This window comes from Streptomyces sp. NPDC005784 (assembly GCF_042871525.1).
Classification (GTDB): domain Bacteria; phylum Actinomycetota; class Actinomycetes; order Streptomycetales; family Streptomycetaceae; genus Streptomyces.
Window position 1 is genome coordinate 27,361 of record NZ_JBIAIQ010000046.1, and the last position, 16,789, is coordinate 44,149.

Annotated in this window: 17 protein-coding genes; 2 read left to right on the forward strand and 15 right to left on the reverse strand. The window is 69.9% G+C overall.

Translation table 11 applies throughout. From position 1 onward, the window contains the following. Positions 1–36: 36 nt before the first annotated feature. A complete protein-coding gene (locus ACFYR3_RS39705; RefSeq protein WP_389286942.1) occupies positions 37–3,333 on the reverse strand; it encodes a hypothetical protein in 3,297 nt (1,098 codons plus the stop codon). Continuing rightward, positions 3,333–3,725, reverse strand: a complete 393-nt coding sequence (locus ACFYR3_RS39710; protein WP_355846164.1) for a pilus assembly protein TadG-related protein — start codon at positions 3,723–3,725, stop codon at positions 3,333–3,335. Before ACFYR3_RS39710 ends, ACFYR3_RS39705 begins: the two co-directional genes overlap by 1 nt. 114 nt (positions 3,726–3,839) lie before the next feature. Between ACFYR3_RS39710 and ACFYR3_RS39715 the strand changes: the two genes are divergently transcribed. Together ACFYR3_RS39715 and ACFYR3_RS39720 are read left to right on the forward strand one after the other, a co-directional pair. Continuing rightward, the gene (locus ACFYR3_RS39715; RefSeq protein WP_355846166.1) at positions 3,840–4,373 is read left to right on the forward strand and encodes a DUF4262 domain-containing protein; all 534 of its coding nucleotides are present in this window, start codon (positions 3,840–3,842) and stop codon (positions 4,371–4,373) included. A 36-nt stretch (positions 4,374–4,409) separates the two neighbouring features. After that, entirely contained in the window at positions 4,410–4,745 is a 336-nt protein-coding gene (locus ACFYR3_RS39720; protein ID WP_355846168.1) for a hypothetical protein, read from the forward strand. A gap of 20 nt (positions 4,746–4,765) precedes the next feature. On the opposite strand, the gene ACFYR3_RS39725 is transcribed toward ACFYR3_RS39720, so the two are convergent. The 13 genes from ACFYR3_RS39725 to ACFYR3_RS39785 form a co-directional block, all read right to left on the reverse strand. Then, complete coding sequence (locus ACFYR3_RS39725) at positions 4,766–5,248, reverse strand: TadE/TadG family type IV pilus assembly protein (protein ID WP_389286945.1); 483 nt, start codon at positions 5,246–5,248, stop codon at positions 4,766–4,768. A 5-nt stretch (positions 5,249–5,253) separates the two neighbouring features. Then, entirely contained in the window at positions 5,254–5,679 is a 426-nt protein-coding gene (locus ACFYR3_RS39730; protein WP_355846173.1) for a TadE family protein, read from the reverse strand. Further along, positions 5,679–5,894, reverse strand: coding sequence for a hypothetical protein (locus ACFYR3_RS39735; RefSeq protein ID WP_389286947.1), 216 nt, complete (start codon positions 5,892–5,894; stop codon positions 5,679–5,681). The genes ACFYR3_RS39730 and ACFYR3_RS39735 overlap by 1 nt, the downstream gene beginning before the upstream one ends. A gap of 43 nt (positions 5,895–5,937) precedes the next feature. Further along, entirely contained in the window at positions 5,938–6,822 is an 885-nt protein-coding gene (locus ACFYR3_RS39740) for a hypothetical protein (RefSeq protein ID WP_389286949.1), read from the reverse strand. Next, entirely contained in the window at positions 6,819–7,769 is a 951-nt protein-coding gene (locus tag ACFYR3_RS39745; RefSeq protein ID WP_389286951.1) for a type II secretion system F family protein, read from the reverse strand. The genes ACFYR3_RS39740 and ACFYR3_RS39745 overlap by 4 nt, the downstream gene beginning before the upstream one ends. After that, the gene (locus ACFYR3_RS39750; protein WP_389286995.1) at positions 7,766–9,241 is read right to left on the reverse strand and encodes a CpaF family protein; all 1,476 of its coding nucleotides are present in this window, start codon (positions 9,239–9,241) and stop codon (positions 7,766–7,768) included. Before ACFYR3_RS39750 ends, ACFYR3_RS39745 begins: the two co-directional genes overlap by 4 nt. Continuing rightward, positions 9,231–10,052, reverse strand: coding sequence for a hypothetical protein (locus tag ACFYR3_RS39755; protein ID WP_389286997.1), 822 nt, complete (start codon positions 10,050–10,052; stop codon positions 9,231–9,233). The genes ACFYR3_RS39750 and ACFYR3_RS39755 overlap by 11 nt, the downstream gene beginning before the upstream one ends. Further along, positions 10,052–10,723 (reverse strand): SAF domain-containing protein, encoded by a 672-nt coding sequence (locus tag ACFYR3_RS39760; RefSeq protein ID WP_389286999.1) that lies wholly within the window; start codon positions 10,721–10,723, stop codon positions 10,052–10,054. The genes ACFYR3_RS39755 and ACFYR3_RS39760 overlap by 1 nt, the downstream gene beginning before the upstream one ends. Positions 10,724–10,778: 55 nt before the next feature. After that, positions 10,779–11,669 carry an ATP/GTP-binding protein gene (locus ACFYR3_RS39765; RefSeq protein WP_389286953.1) on the reverse strand — a complete coding sequence of 297 codons (891 nt, stop codon included), beginning with the start codon at positions 11,667–11,669 and terminating at the stop codon, positions 10,779–10,781. Further along, the gene (locus ACFYR3_RS39770; RefSeq protein ID WP_389286955.1) at positions 11,615–12,148 is read right to left on the reverse strand and encodes a hypothetical protein; all 534 of its coding nucleotides are present in this window, start codon (positions 12,146–12,148) and stop codon (positions 11,615–11,617) included. The genes ACFYR3_RS39765 and ACFYR3_RS39770 overlap by 55 nt, the downstream gene beginning before the upstream one ends. A gap of 265 nt (positions 12,149–12,413) precedes the next feature. Then, positions 12,414–13,340, reverse strand: coding sequence for a replication-relaxation family protein (locus ACFYR3_RS39775; protein WP_389286956.1), 927 nt, complete (start codon positions 13,338–13,340; stop codon positions 12,414–12,416). After that, a complete protein-coding gene (locus ACFYR3_RS39780) occupies positions 13,337–15,973 on the reverse strand; it encodes an ATP/GTP-binding protein (protein ID WP_389286958.1) in 2,637 nt (878 codons plus the stop codon). The genes ACFYR3_RS39775 and ACFYR3_RS39780 overlap by 4 nt, the downstream gene beginning before the upstream one ends. Then, positions 15,949–16,692 carry a hypothetical protein gene (locus ACFYR3_RS39785; protein WP_389286959.1) on the reverse strand — a complete coding sequence of 248 codons (744 nt, stop codon included), beginning with the start codon at positions 16,690–16,692 and terminating at the stop codon, positions 15,949–15,951. The genes ACFYR3_RS39780 and ACFYR3_RS39785 overlap by 25 nt, the downstream gene beginning before the upstream one ends. Positions 16,693–16,789 lie beyond the last annotated feature (97 nt).

Consider the following 16,789-nt stretch of genomic DNA (forward strand, 5'->3'; position numbering starts at 1 on the left):
CGGTGTCGTGCTGCCGGCTCTTCCGGGTGGCTGTGCTCATAAGGCCGGCCCCCGTTTGCTTCTGCTGTGCAGGAGTTCGTTGATGAGCTGTTCCGTCTCAATCTCGAGGGAGCAGTCGAGGACGGCGTTGACCTGTTGGATGCGGGAAATGGCGGTGTCCAGGCCGACCCGGTTCCCGGCCGTCGATTCGAGGACGAGCAGATCCCGGTAGAGCAGCTCTGCCGCCTCGTCGACGTCGAGCCCCGTCGCAATGGCCGCCCGTGCGGCACCGAGATCCTGGTGCGGGCCCTTTGAGGTGCGCAGGATTGCCACGGTGTGGGCGACATCCACGATCCGGGTGATCATCTCCTGCTGGTGCGGCTCTGCCCAGGCCGGAGGCCGTGTGCCGAAGGGCCGGCCGCGCACCAGGGATAAGGCCTCCTCCAGCTCGGGCAGCCCGTCAGGGCCGTGGGGGAGTGCGTGTTCGGCGAGCTGGACAAAGTGCGTCCAGTCGCAGCGCACACCGCTGGCCAGCCGGTAGGGGGTGTCACCGTCGCGGCGGCGCGGCACATACGGATTGCCGTCCGGGTCGTTGCCCAGGGCGCGGCGCAGGCCTTGGAGGCGGGCGTTGAGGGTGGCGGGTGACCAGGGGCTGATGGGGTCCATGGCGGCGCAGAGCACGTCGGCTGTGCGGGCGGGGCGGAAGTGGAGCAGCGCGGCGAGCTGGCCGGAGCGTGGTCCGTGGCCGGTATGGGCGACCCCGTCCACCTCCACCGGCCCCAGCACCCGGATCTCCGGCCCGAGCCGGCTCTGCACGGCCTCTTCGCCCTCGGCGTCCTTAACAGGCCCTGATACGTGCGGAGTTGCAGCGGACCCGGCGGTGTCTGACCTGCCCGTATGCCCACCGTCGGCCTGCGGGGCGCCGGCGCTGGCAGACGAGGACGACCGCGTGGACAGCAGTGGCAGTGCGGCGGGATCCGCGGAGGCCTGCAGCAGCGCCGGGAACACGGCATCGTCCCTGTCCGCGTCCGAGCCGTCCGGTGCCGAGCTGTTCCGGCTGGGCGCGGGAGCCGTGCTGTCGTCGACGGCCGGTTCCGGGTGCCCGCCGGGCGCGGCCTGCTCCTTGGGGTCGGGCTCGCCGGGAACGTGCTGCCAGGCCCCCTGCGCAGGGTGGGCGGGCTGGCCGGAGACGGCGAGGGCGGTGACGATCTGCTGGTAGGCGGCGTGTTCCAGGCGCTGTACCAGGACGTCGGTGCCGAGCGGGTCGAAGCGCTGCGGCGCTTGCGCGGAGACGGCGAGGATGTCCGCCTCGGGAAAGTGACCCGCGGCGGTGCTGGTGGCCGGGGCGATCAGTGAGACCGGGATCGGCAGGTTCTTGCCGAGGACGTCGGCGAACTGCCAGGCGGTGTCGTCGTCCAGCGCGCTCGCGCACAGCACCACATACGGGTGGTGGGCAGTCTCGGGCATCTGGTGCACCTCCAGCAGCCGCTCGGTCAGATCGCGCAGGGCATGCGAGGGCTGGCGCATGTGCACGATCCGGGAGTTCGGCAGCAGGGCCGGCAGCTCCTCACCGAACCCGACGGCGACGATCTCGACGTCCTGGGCCCACGGACTCATTCCCAGCTCCAGGGCCAGCGACGTGCACACCTCGCTGATATGCACCGGGTTTCCGTCCAGCAGCACGGCGGGCAGCCCGGCCAGATCGGCGAGAACGAGGTCACCGGACTCGGTGCTGCCCACCGTGACCAGAGCCGGACACGGAGGGGGAACCGCGTGAGCCTCATCCTCGGCCAGAAGCTCGGCGCCGGCATCGAGCTGCCACCACCCGCCTGCTCCCGCCATGAACGGGGCCTGCGGCGGTAAGGCGAGGTCATCGGGCAGCACGTGCACCGTGCTGGCATCGAGCCGCGCTCCCCGCACCGCAGGCACCTCACGGCCGTCCCCGTCCGCCCGGTGGGCCATCGTGCGCAGCGCCACATCCAGGCACGCCGCACCAGAAGGTTCTGCGGCCGCCGCGAGCTGCGCTTCGGCGGGCGCGGTCTGCGGCGCGATGGATATCGTCTCGCCCGGTGCGCGGCGCCTGCGCTGCAGCGTCCTGCGCAGGGCGAGGGCCGTGGTGACGGCTGCTGCCAGCAGCGCACCGGCCCCGAGAACGGTGCGCAGAGTCAACAGGCCATGAGCCGGAGCTGGTTCGGCGGTGTCGGGCGACGCGGGGGAGGGCGCCGGCTGCTCAGGGGCGGCGCTGCTGGCCGACGGCGTGCCCGGAGAAGACGACGCGGGTGCAGGCGTGCTGTGGCCGGGTGTCGCGGGCGGAGTGGCGCCGGTGTCCTGGCCTGTCTCGGGGGGCCGTTTGCTGCCGGTGTTACCGCTGCTCGGACGGTCCGAGGCTGGGTCGCTCGGGCGAGGGCGGGTGGCGGTCACGGTGACCTGCTGTCCTGGATAGATCATGTCGGGATCGGTGATGGCGGGCAGCTTGTTCGGCTGCGGCTTGCCGCGGCTGGCCTCGAACAGGCGGGGCCATGCGTTGCCGTCGCCGAGTTCGTCCTCGGCGATCGCCGAGAGGGAGTCACCGGAGTGGACCGTGACGACGTGTTCGCCCGTCTCGCCGATCGCGGCCTCACGTCCCTCGGTCTGCGTCCGCAGGCTGTCGTGCCCCGGCCTTTCGGGCATGACCAGTTGCCAGCCCGGCTGCAGGAAGCTGTTGGACCTGAAGACATGCCCGCCGGCCATGGTGTGTCCCTCGTTGAGGTCGGCGATCTGTCTCCACCGTTCGCCGTCGCCCAACTCCCTTTCTGCGATGCTCCACAGGCTTTCCGCGGGCCGGCTTTCGCGCACCGTGTATGACGGACTCGCGTCTGCGGCAGCAACCTGTACGTCCGGGCCGGCATGCGAAGCCTGTGGGCTTGTGGAGGCCTGGCCAGGAGTGCGGGCGGCGGTGGCGGTCGTCGCGGCCTGCGCATCGGAGGCCAGGGCCGACCCCGTGGGCAGCAGGACCAGGATGCTGCCGACCAGGAGCGCCGCAGCACGCTGCGAGATGCCCAGCCCGCGCGGGGCGTGCCACCGGCGTCCCCGCAGCTGCGCGATCAGCTCCCGCATGGCGCAGAACGTGAACTGTGCCCACCCGATCCAGCCGACCGCGACCAGTACGAGCAGGAACACGGATCCGGTGTCCTGCCGGTTAAGCAGGTGCGCCAGATCGTCGTGGCTGTCCGCCCAGATGACGGGGGTGGCCCAGGCCAGCAGCAGCGGCAGCCCACCGACCGCGGCGGTCAGAACGAGCAGGCTGAGCACAGCCCTGCAGAGATGGACCAGGACGCCGCCGGCCGACCGGGCGGGAGTGGGGGTGGCGTGCATCAGTTGCCTTCCGGGGCGGTGACGCCGTGCAGGAGAGTGGCGGTGGCGTGGCCGGTCACCGGCAGCGAGGCGATCCCGACAGCCGACAGGAAGGCCGTGTCGCTGGAGCCGTTCACGGTGACGGTGAGGCTCTTGCCGTCACCGGACACGTGGACGGTGCCGGTGGCGCCAGCGGAGTGCAGGTAGGCCTGGGCGGCAGCGATAGCGTCCTGAGGGTCGACGACGATGGCCCGCCCGGTGACGGCCTGGGCCGGGTCGATGGCCTGCCCTCCGGCTCGGGCGGCCTCGCCCGCGATGTAGTCGGCGCGCTCGGTGGCGGCCATCTTTCCTCCGCCGTCGACAGCGATGCCGATGATGCCGATCAGCGCGATCACGCACACCGCAACGAACACGGTGACACCACCGCGGTCATCAGCACGCGCCCGCCGCAAGACGCCATCCCATCGGCGTGGCCAGAAGCCTGCCCGCCGAGTTTGAGGCCAACACGCCCCCGTAACCTCACGGCTATGCCCACCGGTCACACCGCCTGCCACTGCGTCATCTGCGCGGACATCAGCGAACTGGACACTCGCACTCAGTCGAGCGTCGACACCATTCATCGGCACGGCTGGCAGGTGATGATGATCCCCGCCGATGACGCGGGACCGGGCTGGGCTTACACCATCGGCCTGTGGCACCAGCACCGGATACCCGAACTGGCGATGTTCGGCCTGGACGTCTCGCTGATGCACACACTCCTCAACGACCTCGCCCGGCGATCTGTCGAGGGGCAGGTTCCGGAAGCCGACCAGGAGCGCCACGACGTCGCGAACGTCCCGGTTGTTCTCAAGCCCGTCGACTACCGCTGGTACAAGGCGTTCTTCGGCACCGCGATCGGCTACTACCACAAACCGCCGTTCCCGTTCCTGCAGGTCACCTGGCCCAACCGCGACGGGGCCTTCCCCTGGCAGCCCGGTGGAGAAGACCTCCTGGACCACCAGCCCCGGCTGTGGCTGCACCCTGATGAACACCCCGCCGGGGTCTGGACGCAGGACCTGTGAAGAGGCGACTGCCACGAAGCCGCGGACAATGACGTCATGACGCGCTGGTTCCGCAGCTACTGGGCCGAGGAAGACACATGGTTCTACTTCGAGGTCGACGCCGAAGGCTGGGTCACCCGCCAGGCTGAACTCCAAGGACCGCTTGAGAAGCCCATCGCCGCAGCCTCCTCGGCCGAATGGGAAGCAGCCCAGCAGGCCGGAACCCTCACCGACTACGAAGCGGTGTTCGGCGCCACGGCAGAAGTCCCTGTGCAGGAGTGGGAAGCACACGAGCCGCAGGACCTGACCGCTGCAGCATTCGAGACCGTCTGGCTCACCGCCCGCGCGACCTGCCAGGCACGAGCCCGAGCACGCTCGACGCACGAAGCGTGAAACCGGGCATCCCCGCGCGCTCACAGCCCACCGCCCATACTTCGGCTCGAACCCCACGGCACGTCAGACGCCGCGGCCCCAAGATCCCTCTGCCGGTACATGTCGACGACGGACGTCGCCGTGGATGTCAGCGTCCGGACCCCAGGAGCCGGTAGCAAGAGATCGGACAGCCTGACGGTGCAGGTCACGGTCACGCTCACGGTCCCGACCTGGCCGACCGGCACGCTGAGACCGCCCGTGTTCACGTGGACGGTGGTGGAAGCGCAGGCGATGCCCTGGTCGGCCAGGGATTCGGCGGCCGCCGCCCGTGCCGCGCTTTGAGCTGAGGCCGCCGTGCGGTGGATGGACGCCTCCCGCGCCGCGTCCTCGGCAGCAGCATCGATCTTCGCCCCGGAGATGACGATCCGCCCGCCGGCGATCGCCAGACACAAGAACATGATCAGCGACGGGAGAACGATCGCAGCCTCGATGGCGACACTGCCCGCATCACGCGCCTTTCGCATGCTGCTCATCGCCCTGGGACCGTCCAGCTCTCCACCACGCCAGACGCCGACTGCCGCACCTGCAGGCCGGACACACCGGGAATCATCGACAAGGCGGTACCGGCCACCTCGACCCGCACCCGCTGCCCGTCGCTGCCGGCACTCACGCTGTAGCCGCTGAGGCTGTCACCCGCCGTGCGCTCCAGGACCTCCCGGGCGCGGGCGGCGCCGTCGCCGGGACCGGCCTGGTAGGCGCGGGCCGCGGCGGCACCCTCGCGGGCGGCGGTCAAGGCGATCTGCCGCGCGTAGTACCACATGGATGCCTGGATGACCGCGATCGTGGCGAGCAGTACGAGGGGGAAGACGATCGCCATCTGGATCGACGCATCACCCCGGTCCTCGCGCCAACGCCGCCCCAGCCACCAGCCTTTCAGCCTCCGGGCAGAGACCATCACAGGCCGGAGAGCTTGCCGTCGTACTTCGCGATCACGACGGCGATGGTTCCGGCGATCAGCACGGCGCCGGTGACCGCGGCCACCCAGATGATGACGGTCGTGGTGCTGATGTCGCCGCGGTCCGGCCGGCGCCTGGCATCGTCCAGGCCCTCCTGCAGGCGCGTGGTCAGCCAGCCGACTGCACGATAGGCGCGGGCTGCGGTATGCCTCATGGTCTGTGCCTCCCTTGAACGTTGAGCAAGTCGGAATGGTCTTTCAGACGGTCAACATGCGGATCACCGCAGGGAAAGCCATCAGCAGCATCACCAGAACGGCGAGCAGGGCGCCCGGGGCGGTCATCTTCTCGCTGGCAGCGTTCGCCTCCGCGGCCTGACCGGCGAGCAGTTCGGCGTTGAGCGCGGCAGTGCGGGCGCGCAGGGCCTTGTAGACGGCGGCACCGTCGGTCGCCGACCCGCGCATGATGTCGGCGACATCGCCCAGGATCGGCAGGTCGTACTCGGCGGCGAGCTCCGTGAGCGCCTGATACGGCGGGATCTTCTCCAGCCGGGCCCGGCGCAGTGCGCCCTGCAGGAACAGGAAGGGCCAGCCGCGGCCGACCGCGGCGGCCTTCTCCAGGGCCTCGGCCGGGCCTGCGTCGGCGGCCCGCTTGAGTGCGACCAGATCCAGGTAGGCGGACAGGGCGTGCGCGAACTCCTCGCGTGCACGCCGGGCCTGGTCCCGCACCGCAAGGTCCGGAGTGATGAACAGCAGCCCCGCAACCAGCAGTCCGACCCCGGCGGGCACATAGAACGGCAGGCCCACCCCGGCGATGATCCACGGAATCGTCGCGATCACCGGGCACAGCAGTCCCAGCGCGGCGAACGCCACCTTCTTGAGCATGAACTGGCCCGGGCCCTGCCCCAGCAGCGCCAGGTTCTTTGCCGGGATCCGCACGCCGGGCAGGCGCTCCATGCGGGCCAGCAGCCACCGCCCCCACACCTCGTCACGGTCCAGCTCCCCTTCGGGCATGGTCAACGCGGCCGGAGCACTGCGGGCGAGCGCGGCCGCCAGGGAAGGTTGAGGGCGCAGCAGTTCGCGCACCATCAGGGCCAGGCCGGCGCCGACCGTGCCACCGGACGCCACCACGGGAAACAGGTTCACGGCGTGGCTCCTTCAGGCAGCCGGCTTGCGTCCAGCAGGTGGTCCGGCTCCAGGACGGGGGCCGGCAGCCGGACGGTGCTGGACGGGTCGGTGACCAGGAAGCGAGGGATGCGGCGAAAGTGGCCCAGCTGCCGCATCAGCGCGAGGACACCCACGAAGCCGGCGGTCAGGAACGCGAGCACCAGCTGTCCGAGAAGGGTCGAGTACGGCCGGGTGTAGGACGGGACGAAGAACCCGGCGACCACCACCCCGACCGTGATGATCGTCATCCAACGCACCGTGGTCCGCGGCTTGGCCCGATCCGCCTCGATGGCCCGCTTCTTGGCGACCTCCTCACGGACGGTGCCGGCCAAGTCCTCCAGGGCCTGTGCCAGACCCGGGCCACGGTCGTCGACGGAGAGGATGAGCGCGGCGACCACCTTGTCCGCAGTGACGTCATCGAGCTCATCGGCGAACACGCGGAGCGCCTCCTGCGGCCGCCACCCCAGCCGAAGCCGGTCGGACAAATTGGTGATCTGCCCGGCGAGTTCCTCCGGCGCCCCCTGACGGCTCGTAATCATGGCCTGCTCCAGGCCCATCCCCAGACGAAGCAGACCGGCCAGCCGCTGCGTCCACTCGGACAATCCCTCCAACTGCCCGATCCGCTCCTTCTCGAGCTGCGCCGGGCTGATCAGCCAGGGCACCCCGAACACGGCCCCACCGAGCAGCACGGCGCCCACGAAGTTGCCGGACACCAACCAGACCGCGACGAAGACCACGGCTGCCGCAGCTGCCAGCGTTTGCCGGCGCAGCCGGGCGTCCTCGCTCTGCGCCCCTTGGCGCCAGGCCTGCCGTCGGCGGCGCAGCGACGAGCGGCGCGGAGCAGTTGTGCCCACCACGCCAACGACCACGCCGATCAGCCCGGCGACCAGGGTCATGCCACTGAGCAGCCCGAACAGCAGCGTCATCGACTCGCCCCCACCTTCAGCGACAAGGGCGCCGCCCACGCCCCATACGGCTGTTGCAGCAGGCCAGAGTCGAAGCCGACACGGCGCAGGTCATCGATGCAGCCCGGATCCATCCGCGGCACCGCCCGCAGCTCACCGAACTCCTGGCCGGGGGAGAAGACCTCGTTCGTCGCTGGCCGGCCGTTCTCACCGATCCCGGTCAACTCCAGGACATGGGAGACATAGCGGTGGCGGCGGCCGCCGATCTGCGTCTCGTCCGTCATGTCGACGTACACGATGAAGTCCAGACCGTTCGCGGTCTGCCGGTAGGCGAGAGCCTCGGACAAGTTCTCCTGAGCGAGCGCATACAGCTCGGCGATCCGGTCGAACACGATGTCCGCACGCCGCGCATGGATCGTGCACAGATTCCCGCCCGACCCGTTCGTCAGCGCCTGCATCATCGCCACGACTTCCGGCCCACGGACCTCACCGACCACGATCCGCTCCAACGACATCCGCAACGCCGGATGCATCAAATCCAGGAGAGTCACCTCCCCGGCACTGCGCCCGCTGGCGTCACGTTCTCCGTTGGACTCCCGGCCGACCAGGGAAACGACCTGGCGGTGGTAGCCGTTGGCGTGAGCGAACAGCTCGTCCTCGGTCTGGATGGTCGCGAACCGGCACTGCGGATCGAACTCGCGCAACATCGCCCGCAGCAGCGTCGTCTTGCCCGCCTTCTGCTTCCCCGCAATCATGACGTTCTTCTCCGCGCGCACGCACGCACCGAGGAACTCCCGCAGCACCGGATCGATCGTGCCCAGGCGAACCAGGTCGTCGAGGCCGGCCTGGGAAACCCGGTGCCGGCGGATCACCGCATACGTCATCGGCCCCAGCCCCGTGATCGCCTGCAGCCGGGACCCGTCCTGCAGAGACAAGGCCAGCGTCGGGCTCGCCGTGGAGATGGTGCGCTCGCTGTGCCCAGACCCCCGGGCCAACTCCCGCAGCAGCTCCAGAAGCTCTTCCTCCGAGTCGGCGACCGGCCCGACCCGGCGGCGCTCACCCTCGCCGTAGTCCAGCCACACCTCGCCCGGCCCCTGAATGATGATGTCCTCGACCCGCTCGTCATCCAGGTACGGCTGCAACCGTCCCGCACGGAAAAGCAGGTCATAGACCCCGCGCCGCAGCGCCTCGTCCTGCTGCGGTGTCATTGCCTGCGCGTCCGACCACAAGGCGACCGCCTCGTTGATCCAGTCCAGGCAACGCTGTTCCTCGCTGGCGCGGTCCATGTTCTGCGTGGTCTTCAGCAGTTCCTCGCGCTGCTTGGCCACTTGGGCAGCGATGTGCCGGGCAACCCGGTAATCGACAGTGACCTGCGGCGTTGAACGGCCAAGCCCCTGCGGAGCTGAAGCAGCACCGGCAGTCGCCACCCTGCCCGGGCGGGGACCCGGCGGCGGGGACACCGTCGGATCGGCATGCAGAGGCCTACCGCGCACGGTGCACCCCCGTGGCCAGTGCTGCACGCGGATCGAGACGGGCACGCCGGACAGCAGCACGCTGCACCAGCAGTACACCGGCGGTCCGTGCCGTCTTCATCAGCTTCGACTTGGTGAAGTGGCGCGGCTGCTCGTCACCGTCGGACAACACGCGGGCGTCCTTCGGCGCATAGGGCAGGGTCGCCACCACCGGCACCTGGAGCACCCGCTGGACCTCGCCCGCGGGGTAGGGGCCTTCGTCGATCACCAGCAGACCGACCTCCCCGACCCGCTCCTGCATCTGGCGCACCCTTGCCTGCGCCGCCTGCAGACAGCGCAGGGTGTTGCGGACCACCACGATCACAGCGTCGGCCTGATCGGCCAGGACGGCGGAAGGACCGAACGCGCCGCGGCGGCCGAGATCGAGAAGGACATCGTGACCGTGATCGGCCTCGATTCCGCGGAACATCTGCGACAGGGCCTTCCACACCGAACCAAGACTCGCAGCCTGCCCGGGATCGGTGATGCCCGGCAGCAGCAGCCGATCCGGCGCCGAGTCGCCTGGTCCGTCATCGCCGTTCAGGTCGATCAGCTGCCGCCAGAACGCCTCACCGAACTCGCCCTTCCGCGCGGCAACCGACAAATTGGGCAGCCCGTACCGGTCACCGAGAGTGCCCTGCAGCAGCCCGTGCAGCACAGCCCCGCCGTCCGGATCGCACTCGGCGAGGATCATCCGCCGCCCCGGCTCCAACGGCCAGCCCAGCAGCAGAGCCAATGCGCTCGTGGTCACCCCGGGCGAACCGCTGCATCCGGCTAACGCGATCACAGCCATCAACGGCCGTCCGGGGCAGCGAGAACCATGCGCAAGGTGCCGGCCGACACCCACGCCGCGGCGATCGGACCGTCCCGCTCCGAGGTGGCGACATCGACGACGACCACACCGGTACCCGGGGCCGCGCCGGACGCCTTCACCACGCGACCGGCAACCGTCTCGGGCGGAGCGCTCGAAGCCTTGCCCGTATCCGCTTCCCCCTGAGCAGGCACATGGACCAGCCGGACCTTCTGCCCCGGCACCAGCGCAGTGGCAGGAACCTGCTCAGGCTTGAGCCCGATCGGCACCAACTGCTCACCAGCCCTGACGAGACTGTCCCGGGTTACCTGGGAGGGGGCCAGCAACGAACCCGGCCGCAGCTCCACGGCCGCCCGCTCGCCCACCACCTGGTCCAGATCGTCGGCGCGTACCGCCTTCACCGCCGGGTCCAGGGAGATGGACGCCTTGCCCAGGTCCTGCGCGGTGAGGACCTGGCCGACTTGCACGTCACGGACCACAGTGACAACCTGCGTGCGGTCTCCGACCTGGAGCAGCAGGACTGCCACACCGGCGCCACCGGCCGCTATCAGCCCCAGCGACAGGGCGATCACGCCCGGACGACGCCGCCGGGCCGACACCCGCGGCGGAGTGACGGGGCCGGCCACGCCGGTCTGCCGCGGCAACCTGCGCATGGCGGCTGATGTTGATTCCTTGGTCTTGCTCAACGTCGTCATCCTTCCGGCAGCGTCAACTGACGACCTGCACTTCGCCGATCGCGACCTGCACGTTGGTCTGCCGGACTTCGGTGAGTTGGCCGGCCGCTCCGCCGCCCTGCCAGTTGATCGTCCACGTCGAGGTCGCAGTGAGCCGGTACTTGCCGCTCGGAGCGCCAGCCGAAGTCTTTGAGTAGACGTGTCCGCAGGTTGGTGACTGGGTCATGCCCTCAGCCGATGTGTAAGGCGTACCGGGGCCGTTGCAGGTCACGGAGGCGCCGTCGCCCATCGTCCACACGATCTTCGAGACCTTCGCGGTCGCGGTGACGGTGACCCCGCCAGCTGAAGCCGACGCGGCGTTCGGTCCGTACGTCGTGGCGCTCTGGTTGACCCACATCCACATCGGGACACCCACGGTGTACCTTCCAGCGGCGCGCGGGCTGGCGATGTTGGGACCGAGCAGCGTCATGGAATCCACCGCGCGCTGCGCCAGCTCCTGCGGGTCGACCTGGGGCACAGGATTCTGATCCGTCGGCACGACGACGAAGCTGGCCGGGTTGATCTGTCCGCCGTCCGTGCACTCCATCAGGTACAGGTTGTTCTTCTTGCGGTCTTTGCCCTTCCAGGCCGGGTGGTTGGCCGGAGGCTTTGGCTCGACCTTGGTGTACTTGCACTGCAACTTGCTATTGCTGTCGTCCTGCGAGCCGCCCGCCTGCCCGCCACCACCGTCGGATTTGCCACCGATACCGACACTGACGCAGAACTCGGTGATGTGGCAGTTGCCCGCTCCGACATCGGGGTCATCGCCCGCGTGTGCGATGCCCGCCGAGGCCAGAACGAGAGTGCCGACGAGTACAGCGAGACGACGGGCTAACAGGCCTGATCTAGAGCGGTCAGCTTCGTGACCATCCACTGCGTCCCCCACTTTTCAAGCGTTGCGGTGCTGACGTATTTGATGAGCCGCGTCGTTGGCAGCGGGACCTTCTTCATCGAGGCCTTGTCGATCAGCGTCCAGTGCGTGGTGTCGACACAGTCTGTGACCGTGGCAGTGGGGATCTTGGCGTCGGTCACCTTGACGACCTTGGGGTGGAGAACCGGCTTCCCGATGGCCACCTGTCCGGCCTTGCGCATGGCCGCAAGGTTGTTCTCGATGTCGGCCAAGGCTTCGAAGGTGGTGTTCTTTTTCAGGTCGGTGTCTGCGGAGGAGGCCTTGCTGTAGGCCTCGGTGTGCGCGTTCCAGGAGCTTGTGTACGCCGCGAGGACACCAGGGGCATTGGCTTCCACGGTGGAACTGGGGGACGGCGAGACAGCCGTGGGCGTGGTGCTGGGCTTGGACGATGTATCCGAGTGGCTGTCGCTACATCCAGTCAGTGCCAGCAGGCTTCCAGCCATGACCAGGGCCATGGCTGGCTTCCAGTGGTGAAGGGCAGTGTGCCCGAGCGGGCGTGGTGCTCGTGTCACGGTGTCTCCCCGTACGGCATGGTGCGAGCTGGTGCGCTGTCGATGCCGCCGTCCGCAGAGTGCAGTGCGGTGCAGTCGGCCGGACTGTGTTGCTCTGTTTGCGGAGTTGAAAGACTACGCATATGCAGGTCCCTTTTCGGCTTGGCTGGGTTGCCACAGGGGCTACTTGGCTTGAATGCAGTCACACTTTGGCTTTGCGTAAGCGAACTCATGGGTGGAGGGTGTGCCAGGGGCGGGGTTCGGGGCTGCCGGCGAGCGGGATCCATACGGGTGCGCTGGGGGAGTGGGCTTCGAGGTCGTCGAGGGTGGCCGCGCCGAGGGGGACTTCGCGGGCGAGGGCGGCGACGTGGGGGTGCTGGGCGGTCATGTCCTGCAGGTCTCCGATCCGGCGGGCGAGCCGCTGGGGGGAGGCGCCGGTGAGGATGAACAGGATGCGGGGGTAGATCGGATACCAGCGCTGCCACAGCGGGCCGGCCTCGGTGCGCGGGCCGGGGTGTCGGCGGTTGGCGGCCGGGGGGTGGTGGGACCAGAGTCGGGCGTAGTCGATCAGCTTTGCTGCGAGGCGTTCGCTGCTCATGGTGGTGCGGTCGATTTCGATGAATGCGCGTAGTTTTCGGCGCTGTCGGCTGTCGTTGAGGGTGTAGTGCAGGACGGCGTCGGCGATGACGCGTTCACGGTCACCGAGAGGGTGGGCCACCTCGGGGGTCCAGTCGAGAGGGCCGTGTTCATCACCGCGGCGGCGGGCGTCGGCCGCGAAGGCGAGGTGGGCGCGGAGCGTTGTCAGAGTGTGGGGGGTCTTCATCGAGGCTGCGGTGGCCGAGGTGATCGGGTAGGGCGGGCGTCCGCGCAGGCCGGGCCAATCCCGGGTGAGGCGGGCCCCATCGGGCGTGAGGTACCAGGCACGGGTGCGGTTGGAGTTGGGCAGCACGACGTGGTCGAGCAGGCCGCGGCCTCGGAGCTGGTTCAGGGGGCGGGAGATGGTCTGGCGACTCGCGTCGGGGCGCAGGAGCTGATGAAGCTGGCTGGTGGTGGCCATGCGGTGCTGGGCGACGGCGGCCAGCAGCTGGTGGGGGAGCGGCTCGAGGGGACTGGGCGTGAACCGGGACGGCCCGGCGGCAGCTGGCGCGCTGGTCACTGGTATCCCTTCTGGGCGTTGGGACGCGCGGACGATCTCGTGGCCTGCTGGGCGAGGAAGGCGCTGACGCGGTCGAGATGGCCGGCCGTGCGGCGGGTGAGCTGATCGAGCGGCAGAGCGTGGGCAGCCGTGCGGGCGGCGTGCTCGAGGGCTGGGACGTTGCGGTGGCGGGCCTGGTCGGTGAATACGTCGTCGAGGTGGGGGCCACGCAGTTGAAGGGGGCCGATACGCCGGCCGTGGACGGTGAGCGTCGTGTAGTGCTCGTAGCGGTCCAGAGCGGCAACCTGCTCGGGACTGGGGTGGTCGCCCCACTCGGCGGTGATCGCCGCGACCGCGGTCCGTGATCCAGCGGTGGTCGCCAGACTTGAAGCGTTCTGTGTCAGCGACATCCGCACCGGGCCGGGTAGCCGGGCCAGGAGCTGGGTCATGCCGTGGACGTGCACCTTGTATTTGCGGAAGTCCTCGAACATGGCGGCGATCGTCTCGGGCGCGGCGCCGGTCAGGGTGATCAGCTCGTCGAAGTAGGCGCGGAACGGCACCCGCCGGGCTGCGGGGGTGTCCCGGCGGGAGCGCACGGCACGCAGCAGATCGTGGGCGAGCAGCGCGGTCAGGAGCCGGTCGGTGGGCCCGTTGCCGCCGGGGCACACCCACACGATCATGTGCTGGTCCATGGCGGTGCGGATGTCGTAGACGCCGGCCGGCTGGCCGAGGAAGGCGCGGGTGACCGGGTTGGCGGCCAGGCGGCCCAGCGGATTGAGAACGACGGCGAACGCGTCGGCGGGAAAGGTCGGAAAGACGCTCTGCCACCAGGAGCGGATCTCCTCATCGAGCCGGTCCCCTACAGCGGCCAGTGCCGCGGACCGAAAGGCGGGGTCGGTGAGCAGGGACCGCACCTGGAAGAGCGTGGCCTGGTCCTCGGGCCGGCCGGCCTGACAGGCAGCCTGGTTGACGGCCACAAGGACGGACAGCGCAGCGGTCAGGATGGTCAGCGCGCGCGGGGCTGCGGCATCGTCCCAGCCCAGCGCCGCGGCGAAACCGTCGGCGACCGCCTCCACGACCTCATGCGCAGCCGGGCCCTGTCCCTGGTGCAAGCCGAGCGGATTCCACGAGCCGACCCGGGGCGTGGAGCCGACCGCGTTGAGATCGACCAAGGCAATGCGATCCATCAGCGCAGCGTGCGCGAGAAACGGTGCAGCACGCGGCCAGGAGTCACGATGCGGATCCAGGAACATCAGCCCGCCGCCGGCATGCGCCCAGCCGATCGCCTGGGCCAGGGCACGCTCGGTCTTCCCGCCGCCCGCCTTGCCGACCGCACACTCGAACAAGGTCTCTTCCGCATAGGTGGCCACCAGCCGACGGCGCCCGTCGGGCGCCCGGTGAATGCCCTGCAGCAGCAGAGCAGGATTACCGAACTCGAACGACGGCAACTCCGGCGCCAGCAGCGGCAGACGGCAGTGCACGGTCGGCGGCTTGAGCAGACCCGTGACCTCCTCCAGCCGCACCCAGTTCGCCCGAGGCGGCTGACAGTGCCCGTACCTCCACCGCCGCTCGAAAGCACGACGGCTGGGCCACCGGTCGGCACCCACCCGCCACGGCCCGAGTCGCAGACCACGCATCGCCCAACGCGACTGCGCACCGAACACGTCGAAGGCGGCCTGGAGCTGCCCCAGCCGCGCCTCGGACCGCCCCTCGATGTCGGAGGCGCAGGTGACCAGCAGCTGCACCCGCACCAGCTGATCGTCATGCGCGAGCTTGCCCAGCGCCTCATCGGGATCGATACGACGCGGCACCGGCGGCATCACCAGCCGCCGCCCAACCCCCGCCGACCCGCCCCGTGAACCCACCAGCTGCCAGAACTGACGGCCCAGCGAGTCCTCGATCCCCGCAGCATCCCGGCGCATCCAGTGAACAGAACGCCGGACCTCACGGCGCTCAGCGCGGCGCGCGGCCTGCATCAGATGCAACCGCCGCGCCCGCAACGCCCATTTCGGAGCCCGCTGGATGTCCAGGCGGATCTCGGCGAGGTCGCCGAGGTCCGCACGCAGATCACAGACCGCGTCGACGAGAGGCTGGAGCGGGTCGGGCTGAAGCGGCACCTCCCGCAACGGGGCGATCGGCTTGCCCCGCAACACGAACTCGGCCCGCACCGTGTGCTTGCGCGGCTTGTCGGTGATCGGCCGGGCCCGGGTGACGGTGACCGCGGGGCCGAACGGCGTGATGGACAGCAGCCGTTCACCACCGACCGGCCCCTCGATGCGGTAGCGCAACGGGCGTGAGCCATCGGCCCGCAGCCGGATCTGCACCGCCTTGGTACGGCGCGGCGCCCACCAGGGCATGCTGGTGGAGGCGCGGGCGAGCTGCACGCCGCGACGGAAAATCTCCTCCAGCCCCGGGTCGAAGTGCCGGGCCGCCTCCAGCTCGAGCGCCATCCGCTCCGCCGAAGCCTTCAACGCAAGGCGCCGCACGACGACTTCACCCACGCCCCAGGCCGCCGCGGCGGCCAGCAGAGGCAGATACCAGTGATGGCACAGCCAGCCGACTGTCTCGGCCAGGCCGGCCCACAGGCCAACAAGCCGGCCGCCGGCCATCACGCCGGCCGGCCCGTTGCTCAGATGCGGGGCTGAGGCGTCCACACGGACACTCCTCTCGTCGACGTACGCACGAAATGCCAGTCGGCAAGACGCCGGTCGGTGTAGGTGCCGCCGCGGTCCATGCCCGCCCACACCAGATGCACCACCGCCCGCTCCGCGCTGCCATCGCGGCGGGCCACAGCAGCCTGGATACGAAAGCGAACAGTGGCGAACGCCGGAGCGACCGCCCGGCCCGGGATACCGAAGATCGCGGGCCACCGGGCGCGGCCGACTCCCGTGACATCCGCCCGCAGCAGCCCACGACCTGCCGCAAGTAGCCGACGCTCCTCGGCGGCGCCAAGGTCGGCGGCCCAGGCATCGTCCAACGACTGCTGGATGAGAGCATCACCGGCCACACCCTCGCCGTGCGGCGCCAACCCCGACAGCCCCCACCTGCCGGCCGGCTGCGTCGAAGCGGTGGCCGCAGCGCTCGATGCCACGGCCTGCGCGAGCGTGCCGGTCCGCGGCGTGCGGGCGCCTGAAGCGGCTGCTGGGTGCTGGGACGGGGGAGTGGCCGCGCGCGGTGATGCCGGGGCCGCAGGTGTGCTCGGTGCATGCGGCACCGCCAGCAGAACCACTCCGGCCGCGGCCAGGGCCACGGCGATCAGCAGCAGGCGCAGCGAACGCGCCGGGGGACAGGGGCCGTTGCCACATGTCATCGGCTTGCCTCGTGACCTGCGACCATGGGCAGTCTTCCAGGGGACGTCAGTGGATTTGTCCATGTGAACTGTCACCTTCTGCGGTGCACGTGGAGGAAGAGCCGCGACTTCACCTCGGGCAGCTGGTAGCCCTCGGTGGCGATCCGCCTGGCCGACGGCA